Annotated in this window: 18 protein-coding genes; 11 read left to right on the top strand and 7 right to left on the bottom strand. The window is 67.9% G+C overall.

What is annotated here, in order from left to right:
• Positions 1 to 3 precede the first annotated feature (3 nt).
• The 8 genes from OHA25_RS51635 to OHA25_RS51600 all read left to right on the top strand — a co-directional run bounded on the left by OHA25_RS51635 (position 4) and on the right by OHA25_RS51600 (position 6,581).
• Positions 4 to 795 (top strand): IclR family transcriptional regulator, encoded by a 792-nt coding sequence (locus OHA25_RS51635; protein WP_305920727.1) that lies wholly within the window; start codon positions 4 to 6, stop codon positions 793 to 795.
• Positions 792 to 1,646 (top strand): carbohydrate ABC transporter permease, encoded by an 855-nt coding sequence (locus OHA25_RS51630; RefSeq protein ID WP_327584191.1) that lies wholly within the window; start codon positions 792 to 794, stop codon positions 1,644 to 1,646. Before OHA25_RS51635 ends, OHA25_RS51630 begins: the two co-directional genes overlap by 4 nt.
• Positions 1,643 to 2,536 carry a carbohydrate ABC transporter permease gene (locus OHA25_RS51625; RefSeq protein ID WP_327584190.1) on the top strand — a complete coding sequence of 298 codons (894 nt, stop codon included), beginning with the start codon at positions 1,643 to 1,645 and terminating at the stop codon, positions 2,534 to 2,536. Before OHA25_RS51630 ends, OHA25_RS51625 begins: the two co-directional genes overlap by 4 nt.
• A gap of 21 nt (positions 2,537 to 2,557) precedes the next feature.
• The gene (locus tag OHA25_RS51620) at positions 2,558 to 3,847 is read left to right on the top strand and encodes an ABC transporter substrate-binding protein (protein ID WP_327584189.1); all 1,290 of its coding nucleotides are present in this window, start codon (positions 2,558 to 2,560) and stop codon (positions 3,845 to 3,847) included.
• A gap of 91 nt (positions 3,848 to 3,938) precedes the next feature.
• Positions 3,939 to 5,099: a glycoside hydrolase family 16 protein gene (locus tag OHA25_RS51615; RefSeq protein WP_327584188.1), complete on the top strand. Its 1,161-nt coding sequence runs from the start codon at positions 3,939 to 3,941 to the stop codon at positions 5,097 to 5,099.
• Between the two features lie 358 nt (positions 5,100 to 5,457).
• Positions 5,458 to 5,844 (top strand): hypothetical protein, encoded by a 387-nt coding sequence (locus tag OHA25_RS51610; protein ID WP_327584187.1) that lies wholly within the window; start codon positions 5,458 to 5,460, stop codon positions 5,842 to 5,844.
• A gap of 249 nt (positions 5,845 to 6,093) precedes the next feature.
• Positions 6,094 to 6,282 (top strand): hypothetical protein, encoded by a 189-nt coding sequence (locus OHA25_RS51605; RefSeq protein WP_327584186.1) that lies wholly within the window; start codon positions 6,094 to 6,096, stop codon positions 6,280 to 6,282.
• Between the two features lie 77 nt (positions 6,283 to 6,359).
• A complete protein-coding gene (locus tag OHA25_RS51600; protein ID WP_327584185.1) occupies positions 6,360 to 6,581 on the top strand; it encodes a hypothetical protein in 222 nt (73 codons plus the stop codon).
• Positions 6,582 to 6,613: 32 nt separating this feature from the next.
• On the opposite strand, the gene OHA25_RS51595 is transcribed toward OHA25_RS51600, so the two are convergent.
• From OHA25_RS51595 to OHA25_RS51570, 6 genes are read right to left on the bottom strand one after another with little or no spacing between them, the layout of a single operon-like run.
• A complete protein-coding gene (locus OHA25_RS51595; protein WP_327584184.1) occupies positions 6,614 to 7,462 on the bottom strand; it encodes an aldo/keto reductase in 849 nt (282 codons plus the stop codon).
• A 51-nt stretch (positions 7,463 to 7,513) separates the two neighbouring features.
• Complete coding sequence (locus OHA25_RS51590; RefSeq protein WP_327584183.1) at positions 7,514 to 8,872, bottom strand: sulfatase-like hydrolase/transferase; 1,359 nt, start codon at positions 8,870 to 8,872, stop codon at positions 7,514 to 7,516.
• 15 nt (positions 8,873 to 8,887) lie between these two features.
• Entirely contained in the window at positions 8,888 to 9,694 is an 807-nt protein-coding gene (locus OHA25_RS51585) for a carbohydrate ABC transporter permease (RefSeq protein WP_327584182.1), read from the bottom strand.
• Positions 9,694 to 10,566 (bottom strand): carbohydrate ABC transporter permease, encoded by an 873-nt coding sequence (locus OHA25_RS51580; RefSeq protein ID WP_305920712.1) that lies wholly within the window; start codon positions 10,564 to 10,566, stop codon positions 9,694 to 9,696. The genes OHA25_RS51585 and OHA25_RS51580 overlap by 1 nt, the downstream gene beginning before the upstream one ends.
• Complete coding sequence (locus tag OHA25_RS51575; protein WP_327584181.1) at positions 10,563 to 11,831, bottom strand: sugar ABC transporter substrate-binding protein; 1,269 nt, start codon at positions 11,829 to 11,831, stop codon at positions 10,563 to 10,565. The genes OHA25_RS51580 and OHA25_RS51575 overlap by 4 nt, the downstream gene beginning before the upstream one ends.
• A gap of 14 nt (positions 11,832 to 11,845) precedes the next feature.
• Entirely contained in the window at positions 11,846 to 12,826 is a 981-nt protein-coding gene (locus OHA25_RS51570) for a LacI family DNA-binding transcriptional regulator (protein WP_327584180.1), read from the bottom strand.
• Positions 12,827 to 13,138: 312 nt separating this feature from the next.
• On the opposite strand from OHA25_RS51570, the gene OHA25_RS51565 reads away from it, so the two are divergent.
• The 3 genes from OHA25_RS51565 to OHA25_RS51555 all read left to right on the top strand — a co-directional run bounded on the left by OHA25_RS51565 (position 13,139) and on the right by OHA25_RS51555 (position 13,965).
• A complete protein-coding gene (locus OHA25_RS51565) occupies positions 13,139 to 13,369 on the top strand; it encodes a hypothetical protein (RefSeq protein WP_442941991.1) in 231 nt (76 codons plus the stop codon).
• Between the two features lie 12 nt (positions 13,370 to 13,381).
• Positions 13,382 to 13,747 (top strand): molybdopterin cofactor-binding domain-containing protein, encoded by a 366-nt coding sequence (locus tag OHA25_RS51560; protein ID WP_327584179.1) that lies wholly within the window; start codon positions 13,382 to 13,384, stop codon positions 13,745 to 13,747.
• 62 nt (positions 13,748 to 13,809) lie between these two features.
• On the top strand, positions 13,810 to 13,965 hold the full coding sequence (locus tag OHA25_RS51555) for a hypothetical protein (protein ID WP_327584178.1): 156 nt from the start codon (positions 13,810 to 13,812) through the stop codon (positions 13,963 to 13,965).
• Between the two features lie 63 nt (positions 13,966 to 14,028).
• Here OHA25_RS51555 and OHA25_RS51550 read toward each other — a convergent pair whose 3' ends face one another.
• Positions 14,029 to 15,966 carry a glycosyl hydrolase family 18 protein gene (locus OHA25_RS51550; protein WP_327584177.1) on the bottom strand — a complete coding sequence of 646 codons (1,938 nt, stop codon included), beginning with the start codon at positions 15,964 to 15,966 and terminating at the stop codon, positions 14,029 to 14,031.
• Positions 15,967 to 16,069 lie beyond the last annotated feature (103 nt).

The raw sequence follows: 16,069 nt of genomic DNA, 5'->3' as shown, positions 1-16,069 counted from the left end.
AGGTTGGCTTCCGAACAGAGCAGCAATCAGAGCGTTGAGCGGGCCGCAGCGGTCCTGCGAGCGTTCCTGTCCGGCCGGCCCGAGCTGCGGGTGTCGGACGTCGCCAAGGCGACCGGGCTCGGCACCTCCACCGCCTCTCGGCTGCTGGCCACGCTCGAGTCGCTGGAGTTCGTCGAGCGCGACGAGCTCAGCGGGCTCTACCGGCTCGGCACCGCGCCCATCACCCTCGGCGGCGTCGCGCTGAACCAGCACCCGGTCCACCGTGAAGCGCGCCAGGTGGCGCAGGACCTGGCCGCCACGCTCGGCCTGGGGGTGAACGTGGCGATCCGTCGCGGCGACTCGATGTTCTATCTGCTGAACTTCGAGGGGCGGCTGGCGCCGCGGTCGTTCGTGCTGACCGGGCAGCGCAAGCCCTTGTACGCCACCGGCATCGGCAAGTGCCTGCTGCTGGCGTTGACGCCTGAGGAGCGCAGGACGCTGCTGCCGTCGATGTACGGGTTCACCTCCCACACGATCACCACGCATCAGAGGCTGGACGAGGAGCTGGCCGCGTGCGCGGCGCGGGGCTACGCGACCGAGGTGGAGGAGCTCGCCTTCGGGCGGGCCTGCGTGGCGGCGCCGATCAGGGATCAGACGGGGGAGATCGCCGCGGCCATCTCCATCTCGGGCCCGCTGTCCGCCATCGACCTGCCGGCTCGGGAGGCGGAACTCGCCCGGACGGTGATCGAGACGGCCGACTCGGTCAGCATCGCGCTGGGATACGTGGGGCCGATGCACCTGGCGGGCACGCGATGAGACGGTTATCCGATGCCCAGTTCGCCTGGCTGCTCATGCTGCCCGGGCTGGCGCTGTTCGGCGCGATCATCACGTATCCGCTAGTGTCGGCGCTGGTGACGGGCCTCTTCGAGCAGAGCCTGGTGCGGCCGGGCCGGCTGTTCGTGGGCCTGGCCAACTTCGCCGACGTGCTGGGCGGGGACTTCTGGCCGGTGTTCAGGAACACCATGATCTTCACGTTGGGGGCCACCGTGGCTCCCTTCGTGCTGGGTTACGCGCTGGCCCTGGCGTTGAACGCGGGCATTCGCGGGAGCGGTTTCCTGCGCGGGCTCTTCCTCTTCCCCTGGGTCATCCCCGGTGTGGTGGTGTCGTTCCTCTGGCTCTGGATCTTCAATGCGAACTATGGGGTGCTGAACGGCATCCTCGGCACGCGCTTCAGCTGGCTCGGGGATCCGGACACGGCCATGCTGGCCGTCATCGTCACCAAGACCTGGGCGAGCTTCCCCTGGATGATGATCATGCTGCTGGCCGGGCTGCAGACCATGCCGAAGGAACTGCACGAGGCGGCCTCTGTGGACGGCGCCGGCACGATCCGCCGCTTCTGGTCGGTGACCGTGCCCCATATGAAGGGCATCGCCGGAATCGTGTTCCTGCTGGAGTTCATCTGGAACTTCCAGCACTTCGACACCATCTATGTGCTGACCGGCGGCGGCCCGGCGGGCGCCACCAAGACCTTCGCGGTGGCCGTCTACGACACCGCCTTCAAGGGCTTCGACCTCGGCCACGCCAGCGCCCTGGGCGGGCTCTGGATGCTCCTGCTCCTCATCCTCGTGGCCATCTACCTGCGCCGTGAGAAGGAGGACGCCCGATGACCGTCACCGCCACCCGGTCCCGTACGACCACCCTCGCCCGGCCCGTCCGGGCCCGTCGGCGGCCTGACGTGGTCAGATCAAGGGCGGCGGCCTGGGTCGCCGTGGGGCTCATCGGGCTCTTCGGGCTGGCGCCGATCTACTGGCTGGTCGTCACGGCCCTCACGCCCGACGAGACGGCGTTCAGTTTCCCGCCGTCCTTGATCCCGACCGAGGTCACGCTCGAGCATTTCGTGAACCTGACGAAGAACGAGCAGCTGTTCGGCTATCTGATCAACAGCGTCATCGTCTCGGTGATCACCGCGGTCCTGAGCGTGATCGTCTCCGCCTACATGGCCAACGCGTTCTCCAAGTTCCTATACCGGGGACGCACCTCGCTGATGCATCTGGTGCTGGCCTCACAGATGTTCCCGCAGGCGTTGCTGCTGATCACGCTCTACGCGGTGTTCAGCGCCACCGGCCTGCTGGGCTCCTACGCCGCGCTGGTCCTCAGCTTCACCACGTTCACGCTCCCGCTGTGCGTGTGGATGCTCAAGGGCATCTTCGACACCGTCCCCAGCTCCCTCATGGAGGCGGCCGCCATCGACGGCGCCTCACGCTGGAGAACCCTGCACCAGGTCGCACTCCCCTTGGCCGCCCCCGGTCTCGTCGCCGCCGGCCTGTTCGCCTTCGTCAGGGCCTGGAACGACTTCATCTTCGCCCTCACCCTCGCCGACCCCGAGCGCCAGACCTTGCCGCCCGGGCTGGTGCACACCTATCTCGGGGAGTTCCAAACCGCCTGGCCAGACCTGATGGCCGCGTCTTTCGTCGTCTCGCTCCCGGTCATCGCCGCGTTCATGTTCCTGCAGCGATACCTGGTCGGCGGGCTGACGGCCGGCGCCGTCAAGGGCTGACCCTCTTCAGAGGAGAAACCGATGCCCCCCATGAACCGCAGGGACGCCCTGCGCCTCCTCGGCCTGTCCACGCTGGGCGTCACGGCCCTGTCCGCCTGCGCCCCCGACGCCACCGGAGGCGGCGCGGCGCGGTCTTCGGGTGACGCCGCCGCCAAGACCTTCGGCTTCACCTCCTGGTCGCTGAACGAGGAAGCGCAGAAGGCGGCCGTGCAGGCGATCGTGGACGCCTACGCCTCAGCCGGCAAAGTCACGATCAACACGGCCTCTTTCCCGTACAACGAGTATCTGAACCAGGTCACCCTGAAGATCAGGGGCGGCCAGCTCAGCGGCGCCGTACAGCTCGACGTCGCCTGGCTGGCGGCGATGGCCTCGCTGGGCAAGCTGCGCGACCTCTCGCCGCAGGCGACGCAGGGCGGCTACACCGAGGTGGCCCTGTCCAGCGGGCAGTACGGCGGCAAGCAACTGGGCCTGCCGTGGACCACCGGCTCCATCGGCCTGATCGCCAACACCGAGATCCTGCAGAAGGCCGGCGTGTCCGAGCTGCCTGCCACGACCGAGGAGTTCGAGGCGGCGCTGACCAAGGTGGCCAAGCTCGGCGACGGCATCGTGCCCTATGCGGCGGCCACCAAGGCGGCGCAGCTGAAGGACATCCTGCCGTGGATGAAGACCTTCGGCAGCCCCCTGCTGGACGGCGACCAGATCACGGTCGGCGACGACGCGTCGGTGGCGGCCGTCGAGTGGTACAAGCAGCTGTACGATGCGAAGCTCATCGCACCCGACGTGGACCGCTTCGACGCCCGCGCGCTGTTCGCCCAGGGCAAGGCCGCCTTCTACGACGATGCGATCATCGCCAGGGGCGTGGTGGCCGGCCAGTCGCCGGACAAGTCGCTGACTGAGAAGATGAAGCCGCTCCCACGCCCGGTGCTCGATGCCGGTGGCACACCGCAGGCGCTGCTGTGGGGCCACGTGATCGTGGTCGTGGAGGGTGAGGGCGCCGAGGCCGCGGCCGACTTCGCGAAGTTCGCCACGTCCGACACCGCCACCGTCGCCGGCTTCTTCGAGAAGGTGAAGCTGCCGCCGACCACCACCGCCGGCCTGGCCGACCCCAAGGTGGCCGGCGACGCCTTCACCGCCGAGTGGACCGAGAAGATCACCAAGACCGCCACGCCGAACCCGTTCTGGCGCTACGCCGGATACGGCCAGATCGAAACGGCCATCGCCGAGCAGGTGCAGGCCGTGCTCGTGGGCCAGGCGTCGGCCAAGGACGCGCTGGCCAAGGCGGCCGAGACCGCCAAGGGCCTGCAGAAGTAAGAGAGCCGCCCGGCAGCGGACACGCGCGGAACCGCCATTCCCGCGTCTCCACCGGGCGGACTCCCGTACACCATGTGAGAGGTGTGTTCTTATGTTCGCACGCATACTGCTCGTTCTCGGATTAACGCTGCTCGCCGTACAGATCCCGGCGGCCGCACAGGCAGCCGCGCCGGCCGGCTACACGCTGGTGTGGTCGGACGAGTTCAACGGCACGTCCGTCGACACCAGCAAGTGGAACTACCGCACCGACGTGAAGGGCTGGAGCGCCCAGCGGCCCGAAAACGTCACCGTCGGCAACGGACTCATGACCATCCACCTCAAGGAAGAGCCCTATAACGGGATGGCGTACTCAGGCGGCGGCCTCATCAGCAAGAAGGCCTTCCGCTACGGCTACTACGAGACCAGGGCCAAGACCAATGTCGGTTCCGGCTGGCACACGTCGTTCTGGGCCATGGCCGGTGACGGGAGCAACACCTACCACTCCGGCCGGCGTACCGAGATCGACGGGTTCGAGATGGACTCCCACCTGCCGGGACGCCTGACCCACAACGTCCACGGCTGGAAGCCGGACGGCACCAAGACGACCGTCAGCAGCGGGCACTACACCACCGGGTTCGACACCTCGGCGGCGTTCCACACCTACGGCTTCGAGTGGGCCGAGACCCAGGTGAAGTTCTACGTCGACGGGGTGCTGAAGTACACCGGGAACTACTCACCGACCTGCTGCACCCAGCATGACTTCATCAACGTCTGGCTGACCACCATCGCGATCAACCTGCAGAACAGCCCAGGTGTCGACACGTCGGCGCTGCCAGGCCAGGTGCAGTTCGACTACGTCCGCTACTACCAGCGCGACGGCTACACCGACAACGAGGGCCCCACGGCCTACCGCTACGCCGAGACCGGCACCTGGACGACCAGCAGCATCCGCGGCCACACGCTGGAGAACACCTCGCGCTACAGCGACGAGCCGGGCGCGTCCGCCACCTGGGGCGCGTGGCTGCCTGCCGCCGGCACCTACGACGTCTACATCTACAAGATCGTGTATCCCGGCAGCGACACCGGCTCCAGGATCGACGTCACCCACAGCGGCGGCACCTCGACCCAGTCCCTGGACTACACGGCCGGAAGCACAGGCTGGGTCAAGCTCGGCACCTGGTCGTTCGGGGCGGGGGAGAACGGCTCGGTCAAGCTCACCCGGAGCAACGGCAACGCCCGAGCGGACGCCGTGAAGTTCGTGCGAGTGTCTTGAGGGAGCGAGAGCTAGTGCCGCGCTCCTCCTGGCAGGACCGGCGGCCTGTCCGCGGACCGTCCACACGGCGATCCACCCTTGCCTACTCGAGGTGGCGCTAGCTTGCCTACTACGTTAGGCTTCCGTTCGTGCTACGGAGCTACCAGGAGATCCGGGATCGCATCTATGCACTGGCTCGAGGTCATGAGCTACGGCCAGATTGGGTTGAGCATGGCAAATCCGCCCGACTGCTCCTGTTGTACGATGCCCAACAGATTGTCGTAGGACGGGCCCTGGTACCGGTCCGCCACCTCGATGACGACCGGCTCTCTGACCTCCAACTCGCCCTTGAACACGTCTTCGGGAAGGAGTGGTTGGAATGACCCGACTCATTGCCAGGGCGATCCGCAAGGACGGCTACTGGATCGCCCTGTTCGAGGGCTACCCCTCCGGCGGCGTAGCGGGAGACACGTTGGCCGAACTCCATGAGGAGGTCGACGCGGTCAAGCACTTCGTTCTCGATGTCCCAGCCGAAGCTGTCATCGATGTCGAGTACGTCTACGACTTCGGTGATGAACAGGCTGCGGCCGAGCTCAGTCAATACAGGGAAGTTGATGAGCAGGCGAAAGCTCTGGCCAGGGCGCGGGACGCTGTGGCAAAGCGAGCGGCCAAGGCGCTGGCGGCAGCTGGAATCAGCGAGCGGGACGGTGCCCTGATGATGGGGCTGTCAAAGCAGCGCGTCCATCAGCTCAAGCATGCCGGCTGACGATTTCATGCCTTCCCGGGCAGCGGTGTACGTCGCCATCGGAGGGCGCTCCGATGACGACAGGAGCCGCTGCCCCTGATGTCGCTGCGGAGACGGGACCCGTCCCCTCCGAGGACGGCCCGACCGTCCTTGCAGGGGCTGGCTGTTTCGATACCCATGGAACCAACTCGCTCAAAAGGTCTGCGAGGCCGAACACGGTCCAGCACACGAGGAGTTCATCCGCACCATTGAGGAAGGAGAGGTGGAACAATGAGCCACAGCCGCTGGAAGAGCCTGCGCGAACGCAAGCTCGCCGATGGGTTCACCGAGCCGGAGGACGTGACCGAGGCCCGTCGCGAGATCCGGCTGTCCATGGCCTTGGATGCCACCCTCAACATCGCCCTCGACAACGACGACACCCAGGTGAGCTTCACCGGACACCGCACCAACGCCGCCTGAGCAGCCCAAGCACTCCGCGCTGTGCTTCGGCAGTGTGATGGGGACTCCAATAGACGAAACGTAGCGGTAAGACCCGGGTGCTGACCGGCGATCGCCGTCAGCGCGTGATCTTCCGGGAACTGCCGCATACCCGTTTGCCGATCAAAACCTCGGTTGGCTCCAACACCAAGCCGAAATCGACCCGATTGGCTCCACGGGTGCGTACTGGAGATGAGGTGATGCGGAGGCTGGTGGCCGAGACCATCGACCGGCCGCCGAACGTCACGTTCCACTACATCGTGGTGGCTCCAGAGACATGAACGGCATCGCGCCGCCTCGACGGGTCCCGCCGTCAACGCGCCAGCTCGCTCATCTGCTCGGCCGTCAGCGACACCGTCGAGGCGGCGAGGTTCTCCTCTAGGTGGGCGACCGACGAGGTGCCGGGGATCGTGAGCATCACCGGGGAGTGTGCCAGCAACCAGGCCAGGCTGACCTGGGCGGGCGTGGCCCCGACGACCTTGGCGACGTGGTCCACGGGACCGCCCGGCGCCGCCAGGGCGCCCTTGGCGATGGGGCTGTAGGCGATGAATCCGATCTCCTGCTCCTCACAGTGCCGCAGCACGTCTTCGGAGAACCGGTTGGTGAGGTTGTAGCGGTTCTGGACGGTGACGATCTCAACAATGCGCCTCGCCTGTTCCAGCTCCTCGACGCTCACCTCCGACAGACCGACATTGTCGATCTTGCCTTCGTCCTGGAGCGCCTTGAGTTCGCCGACCTGGTCCTCCAGCGGCACCTGCGGGTCGATGCGGTGCAGCTGGAGCAGGTCGATCCGATCCACCCCGAGCCGGCGCAGGCTCATCTCCACCTCCTGCCGCAGGTACGCGGGCCGGCCCACGGCATGCCACTCGCCCGGCCCTGTCCGGACGAATCCGGCCTTGGTCGCGATGAGCAGTTCCTCCGCGTACGGATGCAACGCCTCCCGAATGAGCTCCTCATTGACGTAAGGCCCGTAGGAGTCGGCAGTGTCGATGAAGTCCACACCCAGCTCGACAACCCGGCGCAGCACCCGGATGGCCTCGCTGTGGTCACGAGGCGGCCCCCAGACACCGGGCCCGGTGAGACTCATGGCGCCGAAGCCGAGCCGGTGCACGGTCTTGCCGCCAATGGTGAACGTGCCAATGGACTGGAGCTCTATGGACATACGGGGACACTCCATCTGAACGTTGATGGCTACTTTGTCACCGACATCGTGTCACCCGCGCTGGTGGCCGAACCTGACCGGCTTCGGACCGCGGAGCCGGACCTCCGGATCGGTCATCGCCTGGGGCCGGGCGGAGAGCTCGGCGGCCGGCTCGATCACCGGCTCGGTCCCTTCGGCCTCCGCGATCCTGCGGACGAGCCGCTCCCGAAGCTCGGCCGCCACCCCGGTGTGTGACGGGAGCCCCGCCAGGTTGACGAGCTCGTGCGGGTCGTTCTCCAGGTCGTACAGGGCCTGCTCGCGGTAGCGATCGGCGGACGGGTCGTCCCACGGGTGGGCGTGTTCGGCGACCGCGTAGTACTTCCAGCGGGACGTACGGATGCCACGCCCCACCTCCGACTCGCTGACCTGGAAGAAGACCTCGTCTGGCCAGGAAGCCCCAGGGTCGCGCACCAGCGGCAGGAACGACCGTCCCTGCATCTCAGAAGGCACGGGCAGTCCGGCGGCCTCCAGCAGCGTCGGCGGCAGGTCGAGCGTGCTGACCGGCCGCGAGATCGCGCCGCCCCCGTCGAAGCCCGGGCCACGCAGCGCCAGCGGCACCCGAAGCGAGGCGTCGTGGCAGGAGCGTTTGTACTCGCCGTTGCGGGTCTTGAAGTGGTTGCCGTGGTCGGATGTGTACGCCACGATCGTGTCGTCCAGCAGGTCCATGCTGCGCAGCGCGTCCAGCAGCCGCCCGAGCCCCTCGTCCAGGCGTTTGACCTGCCCGAGGTAACCGCCCATGTGCTGGTGTGCGGTGCCGCCGAGGGCGGCCAGGTCCGGCGGCATCCAGGTGCCCTGATAGCGCTCCTCGTAGCCGTCGGGCGCCGGGTAGTTGTCCACTTCGTTCTGGTGGTGCGGCTCCAGGAACGACACGAACAGGTAGAACGGCTCGTCGTGGTGGTCGGCGACGAACCTGATAGCCGCGTCCACAAGCGCGTCGGAGCGGTAGCCGGGCAGCATGACGGGGTCATTCGCCTCGTCGAACACGACCGTGCGGTAGGCGTCGGAGGTGTGCTCGAGCGCGTTCGCCGCCAGCCACGACTGGTAGCCGCCCCGCTGCTCCGCCGGCACGGGGTCGCTGCCGGCGAGGTGCCACTTGCCGATGTAGCCGGTGGCGTAGCCGGCCCCGCCGAAGTGGTGCGCCAGCGTGCGCTCCTCAGGAGGCAGGACGCGGCCGTTGCGGTGGACGCCGGTCGTGGTCGGGTAGCGGCCCGTCTGCAGGGCGGCGCGGGCGGGCGCGCACACCGGCTGAGGGGTGAGCGCGACCGTGGCTTGTGTGCCGTGCCTGGCCATCCTGTCGAGGTTGGGGGTGAGCGGGCCGACGGTGTCCCACCGCTGCTGGTCGGTGAAGACGACGATCACGTTCGGACGCAAGAAGACGACTCCTAACTAACGAAGGCCGGTCAGTGCGATGCCACGCACGAAGTATCGCTGGGTGAAGATGAACAGGACGGCCGTGGGGACGAAGAGGATCACCGAGCCGGCCGCCGTCAGGTGCCACAGCGTGAAGTACTCCTGGTTGAACAGGGTGAGCCCGACCGGGATGGTGCGCATCTCGGGCGTCGTGGTGGCGACCAGCGGCCAGAGGAACTCGTTCCACTGGAAGACGAAGGTGAACAGCCCGAGCACCGCCAGGGCGGGCCTCGTCTGCGGCAGGATGACGCTCCGGTAGATGCGCAGCTCCGAGGCGCCGTCGATGCGGGCCGCGCTGATCAGGTCGTCGGGGATGGGCTGGATGAACTGCCGCATGAGGAAGATCCCGAACGCGTCCATGAGGAACGGCGTGATCAGCCCCTGGTACGTGTTCAGCCATCCCATGTTGGCCATCAGCACGTACAGCGGGATCATCCGCACGAAGAACGGCACCATCAGCGTGGCCAGCAACGCCACGAACAGGGTGTTGCGCAGCGGGAAGCGGAACTTGGCGAACACGTACCCGACGAGCGGGTCGAACACCAGGTGGGCGAGGGTGATGGCGCCCGCCACGACGAGGCTGTTGACGACGAAGTTGCCGAACGGCGCGCGGGTGAACAACTCCGCGTAGTTGCCCCACTGGGGCGAGTCCGGCACCAGCACCGCGTCCGCCGACAGCGTCTCGGCCTCGGTCTGCAGCGACAGCGAGAGCATATAGAGCAGCGGCACGATCGTGACGACGGAGGCCAGCACGAGCAGGGTGTAGAGCAGGGCTTTGCGCATCAGTAGGTGACCTCCCCGCGCCGCCCGGCACGCAGCTGCACCAGTGTGAACGCGACGATCACGATCAGCAGCAGCACCGACTGCGCCGAGGAGTAGCCGAAGTCCCTGGCGCGGAAGGCGACGTTGAAGATGTGGAAGACGGACAGGTCGGTGGCGTCGCCGGGTCCGCCGTTGGTGATGATGTACGCCTGCCCGAACGCCTGCAGCCCCGAGATCACCGCCATCACCGACACGAACAACGTCGTCGGCGCCAGCAGCGGCAGCGTGATCCGCCAGAAGCGATGCCAGGCGTCCGCCCCGTCGATCTTGGCGGCCTCGTGGTAGGTCTCGGGGATGCCCTGCAGCCCGGCCAGGAACAGCACCATGGTGTAGCCCACGTTCTGCCACAACGTGACGGCGGCGATCGTGAGCAGCGGCGCGGTGTTGAGCCACTGCTGCTCGGGCAGCCCGGCCGCGCCCAGCATCCGGTTGAGCACGCCCAGCTCGGGGTCCAGGATGTTGCGCCACAGCAGCCCGACGATCGCCACCGACGTCAGGTACGGCACCAGCAGCAGCACCCGGAAGACCACCCGCCCCTTGAGCGGCTGGTCCAGAGCGAGGGCCAGGGCCAGCCCGAGCACGATCGACCCGATCACCACCAGCACCGAGAACGCCACCGTGATCAGGAACGAGTGCCGCACCGCCGGGTCGGCCAGCGCCTGGGTGTAGTTGCCGAGCCCGGTCCACTGGTCGGCCTGCGGACCGGTGCGGAAGCTGGTGGCCACCACGTTCCCGATCGGCAGGTAGAAGAAGGCCGCGAAGAACAGGATCGCCGGGAGGAGGAACAGGTAGGCGGTCCTGGCGTACCGGCCCGCCAGGGTGCGGGGCCTCACTTGAGGAAGCCCTCCGCGCTCTGGGCGAACGTGGCCAGGACCTCGGCGGCCGGCTTGTTCTGGATGAGCACCTGCTGGTACATGACCTTGAGCTGCTCCTCCCACTTGCCCAGCTGCCCGGTGAGCCGCACCTTCTGGCCGTTGTCCTTGGCGGTGGGCAGTGCGTCGGCGAAGACCTTGATGACCTCGTTCGACTGCACTTCGGGCAGTTCCGTCCAGGAGACGCGCGGCATGAGCATGCCGGTCTCCTTGGTGGCGGCCTGCTCGACCTCGATGGCGGTGATGCGCTTGATGAAGTCCCACGACAGCTCGGGCCGGGTGGCCTTGGCCGGCACGAACATGCTGACGCCGGCCGCCTGGGTGGCCTGGACCTTGTTCTTCAGCGGCGGAGCGACGCCCAACTCGATGTCGGGACTGGTCTTCCTGATGGGGTCCAGGTCCCATGGGCCGGTGAGGATCATCGCGGCGCGCTTGGCCGAGAAGAGCTTCTGCGGCCCCGAGTAGTCCGTGCTCGACACCGGGACGGGCGCCACCTTGTGCTTGTGGACGAGGTCGGCCTGGAACTGCAGGGCGGCTACCGCGTCCTCCATCGGCGTCATGACCTTGCCGGTCTCCGGGTCGTAGGGGGTGACGCCGGCCTGGTTCAGCCATGGCCACACGTAGGTGTAGTCCTGGTTGAGCGCGACGCCGTACACGCCGTCCTTGGTGAGCTTCTGCGCGGCAGCCAGGAACTCCTCCCAGGTGGTGGGCACCTCCACCCCGGCGTCCCGCAGCATGGCCTTGTTGTACAGGAGCGTGTTGCAGGTGAAGTGCAGCTGCACCCCGTACACCTTCCCCTGGTACGAGTTGCGCTCGACCGTCACCGGCTGCCAGTCGGACGGGAAGCCCATCGCCTGGCCGTCGCGGTCCACGAAGTCCTGCAGCGAGCGGGCGTTGCCGGAGATGGCGAACTCCTGCACCCACCCGCCGGGCTCCTCCACCAGGTCCGGCACCGTCCCCGAGGCGAAGTCGGCCAGCAGTCTGGTGCGCAGGTCCGGCCACTGGTACTTCTGCAGGTTGACCTTGACCTTGTTGGCCTGCTCGAACTCGGCGATCACCTTGCGATAGGCCTGGTAGTCGTGGCCGGCGTTCCAGTAGACGGTGAACGTGCCGGGCGCGGCGGTGTTCTGCGCGGTCGGGGCGCCCGCGCAGGACGACAGGACGGGAACGGCGGCGGCCGCCCCGGCCAGGCGGAGCATGTCACGGCGGGAGAGAGTGGGGGACATCTCGTGTTTCCCTTCTAGGAAGAGCCCCGCCGCAGGAAGGTCCAGGAGCGGACGATCTCGCGGGCGGGCGGAGCCTCCTCGGCCTGGAGGCGGTCGAACAGCAGTCGCACGACGTCGGTGTAGTCGTGCCTGAGCGGGCCGACGGTGCTGAGCTGGGGGTTGGTGATGAGACCCTCGTCGATGTTGCCGGCGCCGACGATCGCGACGTCGCCGGGCACGCTCAGCCCGGCGTCCCGTGCGGCCGAGATCGCGCTGATCGCGGCGCGGTCGGAGGCCGCGAAGATCGCGTCGGGGCGGTCGGGAGAGCGCAGGAGCTCGGTAGCGGTCTGGTACGCCGCCACGCGGTCGTCCGCGCCCGAGGTGATGATGCGCTCCGTCACGCCGTGCCGGTCGAGCGCCGTGGTGTAGCCGAGCAGCCTGCCGACCGGCCGGTCCCGGTAGAGCTCGTGGCGGTGCGCCAGGTACGCTATGCGCCGCCTGCCCTGCGCCAGCAGATGCTCGACGGCCTCCACACAGGCCTCGGTCTCCGGCGTGCGGACGACGTCGCAGCCCTCGAGGCCGCTCTCGTTGCTCAGGACCACCATCGGCAGGCCGGTGGCGGCGAGCCCGCTGAGCAGGTCGTGCGTGAGGTGGTCGGCGACCACGTTGATCAGCGCGCCGTCGGCGATCCCGCCGCGCAGCACGTCGATCGCCGCGTTCGCGCGGGCCTCGGAGTAGACGGCCAGGGTGATCACGGAGTAGCCACGGGCGTCGGCCATCTCGTGCAGGTCCCTGGCCAGCCGCTCGTCGGAGGGCACGCCGCCGATGGAGCTCAGCACCAGGCAGACCCGCTGGGTGCGGCGCTTGCGCAGGCTCCTCGCGGCCTGGTTGGGGGTGTAGCCGAGTTGCCTGGCGGCGTCCAGCACCCGCTGCCTCGTCTCGGCGGCTACGGGGCGGTCCCGGCCGCTGAGTACGTAGGAGACGGTCGCGACGGACACGTTCGCGAGCTCGGCCACTTGTCGTGCTGTAGGTCTCATGCTAGTCGAATAACATAGCATTTCCGACAGGAATACAAGGTAATTCTCTTCTCCTCATCTCGCTGGAGTGATCGGGGCGGCTCGGGGTCGGCCGATCGGCATCGCTGTGCTGTTAAACGATTAACATCGCCGAAGTACCACGACCGTACTCCTTCTCCTCACTACGGATCAACCCGTCATTTGAGGATCCGCACAGGGTTGGCGAGCAGGTCGAGGAAGCAGCGGATCACCGGCCACCGGGTCCTGCGCACGCCGATCCGTTCGTCGGCCCTGCGCTCGCTGGGAGCGTTCATGAACGTTTTCGCGATCGAGTCGTTCATGGACGAGCTGGCCGAGGCCGGGGGCATGGACCCGCTGGCGTACCGGCTGACCCACCTGAGTGACGAGCGAGGGCGGGAGGTGCTGCGCCGGGCGGCGGATGCGGCCGGGTGGCGCGGGCCCGGCCACGGGCTCGGGTTCGGGTTCGGCAAGTACAAGGGCACCGGCGCCTACTGCGCGGTCGTGGCGGAGGTCGAGGCCTAGCAGGCCGTACGGGTGCGCCGCCTGACGATCGCCGTAGATGTCGGCCACGTCGTCAATCCCGACGGGGTGCGCAATCAGGTCGAAGGCGGCGCCACTCAGGCGGCGAGCTGGACGCTGAAGGAGCGGGTGCGCTTCGACCGGCGCCGGGTCACCAGCGGCGACTGGGAGAGCTACCCCATCTTGCGCTTCAGCGAGGCTCCAGAGGTGTCCGTCGAACTCGTCGAGCACCCTGGCACGCCGTCGGTGGGCGCGGGCGAGGCGGCCCAGGGCCCGGTAGCGGCGGCCATCGCGAACGCGGTCGCGCACGTGCTCGGCGTACGCGTCCGCGACCTGCCCCTCACCCGGGAAGCCATCCTCGCCGCGATCGAGCGAGGATGATGACCGGTAGTCGGTTTGCCGGTGACGCTCGCCCTGCGTCCGCCCGTCCCACCGGCCCGGCGGTGCTCTTCGGCGGCTTTCAGCCGGCCGTGCTCGCCACGCCCACCGAGATTCGCGACGCGATCGCCGCCTTCGCCGGTCTCGGTGCCGACGAGGTCATGCTCTATTGCTTCGGCCTCGACCCGGCCCAGGTGGACCGCCTCGCCGACGTGCTGTGACGCCCATCCGTCAATAACCAGAAAAGGGCCGACTCTTCATAGAGCCGGCCCTTTCACGAAATGTCAGCCCAGGCCATTCCTCATGGCCGTGAGCAGTTCGGCGTTGGTGGTGTCACCGCTGAGCTCCCAGAAGAACGCGCCACCGAGGCCCTGGTTCTTCGAGTAGCTCATCTTGCCGCCGATGGTGGCCGGGGTGTCGTAACTCCACCACTGACCACCGCAGTACCCGTACGCGGTGCCCGCGACGGTGCCGGTGGCCGGGCAGCGGGTCTTGAGGACCTTGTAGTCCTCGATGCCCTGCTCGTACGTGCCCGGCGCCGCTCCCGAGGCCGTGCCGCCGGGCGCTGCCTGGGTGACCCCGGTCCAGCCGCGGCCGTAGAAGCCGATGCCGAGCAGCAGCTTGCTCGCCGGCACGCCCTTGCTCTTGAGCTTCTGGATCGCGTTGTCGGAGTAGAACCCGGCGATCGGGATGCCGGAGTAGGAGGTGAGCGGCGAGTGCGGGGCCGTCGGGCCCTGCGCCGCCCAGGCGCCGAAGTAGTCGTACGTCATGACGTTGTACCAGTCGACGTACTGCGCCGCGCCGCCGTAGTCGGCCGCGTCGATCTTGCCGCCGTTGGTGCCGTCGGCGGTGATGGCGGCGGTGACCAGATTGCCGGAGCCGAAGCGGGAGCGCAGCGCCGACATGAGGTTTCTGAACGCGGCCGGGCCGCTGCTGTCGCAGGTGAGGCCGCAGGCGTTCGGGTACTCCCAGTCGATGTCGATGCCGTCGAAGACGTCGGCCCAGCGCGGGTCCTCGACGAGGCGGTAGCAGGACTCGGCGAACGCGGCCGGGTTCTGCGCGGCCTGCGTGAAGCCGCCCGACCAGGTCCAGCCGCCGAAGGAGAACAGCACCTTCAGGTTCGGGTACTTCTTCTTCAGCTTGCGCAGCTGGTTGAAGCTGCCGCGCAGCGCGCCGGCGTCCCAGGTGTCGGCGACGCCGTCCACGCTCTCGCCCGCCTGGTAGAAGCGGTCGTAGTCGGCGTAGGAGTCGCCGATCGTGCACTGTCCGTTCTGCACGTTGCCGAAGGCGTAGTTGATGTGCGTCAGCTTGGCGGCCGAGCCGCTGGTGTCGATGTTCTTGACGTGGTAGCCGCGCTGGTAGACGCCCCACTGCACGAAGTAGCCGAGCACCTTGTTACCGCCGCCTCCGCCGCCCGTCGTGGTCGCGGTGACGGAGTTGCTCTCGGCGGAGCGGTTGCCGGCGGCGTCGCGGGCGCGGACGGTGTAGGTGTACGGCGTGCCGGCGCTCAGGCCGGTGTTGGTGTACGTCGTTCCCGTCACCGTGGTGATGAGGGTGCCGCCGCGGTAGATCTCGTAGCCGGTGACGGCGACGTTGTCGGTGGAGGCGTTCCAGGCCAGGGCGACGCTGCTGGCGGTGACGCCGGTCGAGCGGAGGTTGCCCGGTACGGTCGGCGCGGTCGTGTCGCCTCCGCCACCGGTGGTGGTGACCGTGACGCTGTTGCTGTTGGCGGAGCGGTTGCCGGCGGCGTCGCGGGCGCGGACGGTGTAGGTGTAGGCCGTGGCGGCGCTCAGGCCCGTGTTGGTGTACGTCGTTCCCGTCACCGTGGTGATGAGGGTGCCGCCGCGGTAGATCTCGTAGCCGGTGACGGCGACGTTGTCGGTGGAGGCGTTCCAGGCGAGCGTGACGCTGGTGCTGGTGACGCCCGTCGAGCGGAGGTTGCCGGGCACCGACGGCGCCGTGGTGTCGCCTCCGCCGCCGGTCGTCGGCTTCCACAGGGCCGGCACGTTCGGCGGCTCCCAGCCGGGCTGGGACGTGTGCGACTGGATGCATTCGTACTCGACGCCGTTGTACGTGACGCGCGTGCCCGCCGAATACGCCGTCCACGGCGCCCAGTCGGCGAACATGACCGTGGCCGAGCCCATGGCGGCAGGCGGGGCGACGACCGCGGCGGTGAGGGGCAGCGCTAAGGCCGCCAGGCAGGCGAGGATCTTGTGTCTCATCGATGCTCCGACATCCGTTGGGGGGTGAATGGGGAGTGGGATGCCAGGAAACTATTAGGAAAGTTTCCTTTTAGTTATGAGACGACGGTAGCCTTAACCTGCG

The organism is Nonomuraea sp. NBC_00507, from assembly GCF_036013525.1.
GTDB lineage: Bacteria > Actinomycetota > Actinomycetes > Streptosporangiales > Streptosporangiaceae > Nonomuraea.
The sequence above is the reverse complement of the archived record's forward strand: the minus strand, read 5'-3'. Positions and strand labels throughout refer to the sequence as shown.

Coding starts and splice junctions, on each gene's coding strand:
- OHA25_RS51595 (WP_327584184.1), bottom strand. CDS start 7,462: ATGTCCATAGAGCTCCAGTCCATTGGCACGTTCACCATTGGCGGCAAG.
- OHA25_RS51610 (WP_327584187.1), top strand. CDS start 5,458: ATGACCCGACTCATTGCCAGGGCGATCCGCAAGGACGGCTACTGGATC.
- OHA25_RS51615 (WP_327584188.1), top strand. CDS start 3,939: ATGTTCGCACGCATACTGCTCGTTCTCGGATTAACGCTGCTCGCCGTA.
- OHA25_RS51620 (WP_327584189.1), top strand. CDS start 2,558: ATGCCCCCCATGAACCGCAGGGACGCCCTGCGCCTCCTCGGCCTGTCC.
- OHA25_RS51550 (WP_327584177.1), bottom strand. CDS start 15,966: ATGAGACACAAGATCCTCGCCTGCCTGGCGGCCTTAGCGCTGCCCCTC.
- OHA25_RS51585 (WP_327584182.1), bottom strand. CDS start 9,694: ATGCGCAAAGCCCTGCTCTACACCCTGCTCGTGCTGGCCTCCGTCGTC.
- OHA25_RS51605 (WP_327584186.1), top strand. CDS start 6,094: ATGAGCCACAGCCGCTGGAAGAGCCTGCGCGAACGCAAGCTCGCCGAT.
- OHA25_RS51575 (WP_327584181.1), bottom strand. CDS start 11,831: ATGTCCCCCACTCTCTCCCGCCGTGACATGCTCCGCCTGGCCGGGGCG.
- OHA25_RS51625 (WP_327584190.1), top strand. CDS start 1,643: ATGACCGTCACCGCCACCCGGTCCCGTACGACCACCCTCGCCCGGCCC.
- OHA25_RS51630 (WP_327584191.1), top strand. CDS start 792: ATGAGACGGTTATCCGATGCCCAGTTCGCCTGGCTGCTCATGCTGCCC.
- OHA25_RS51565 (WP_442941991.1), top strand. CDS start 13,139: ATGAACGTTTTCGCGATCGAGTCGTTCATGGACGAGCTGGCCGAGGCC.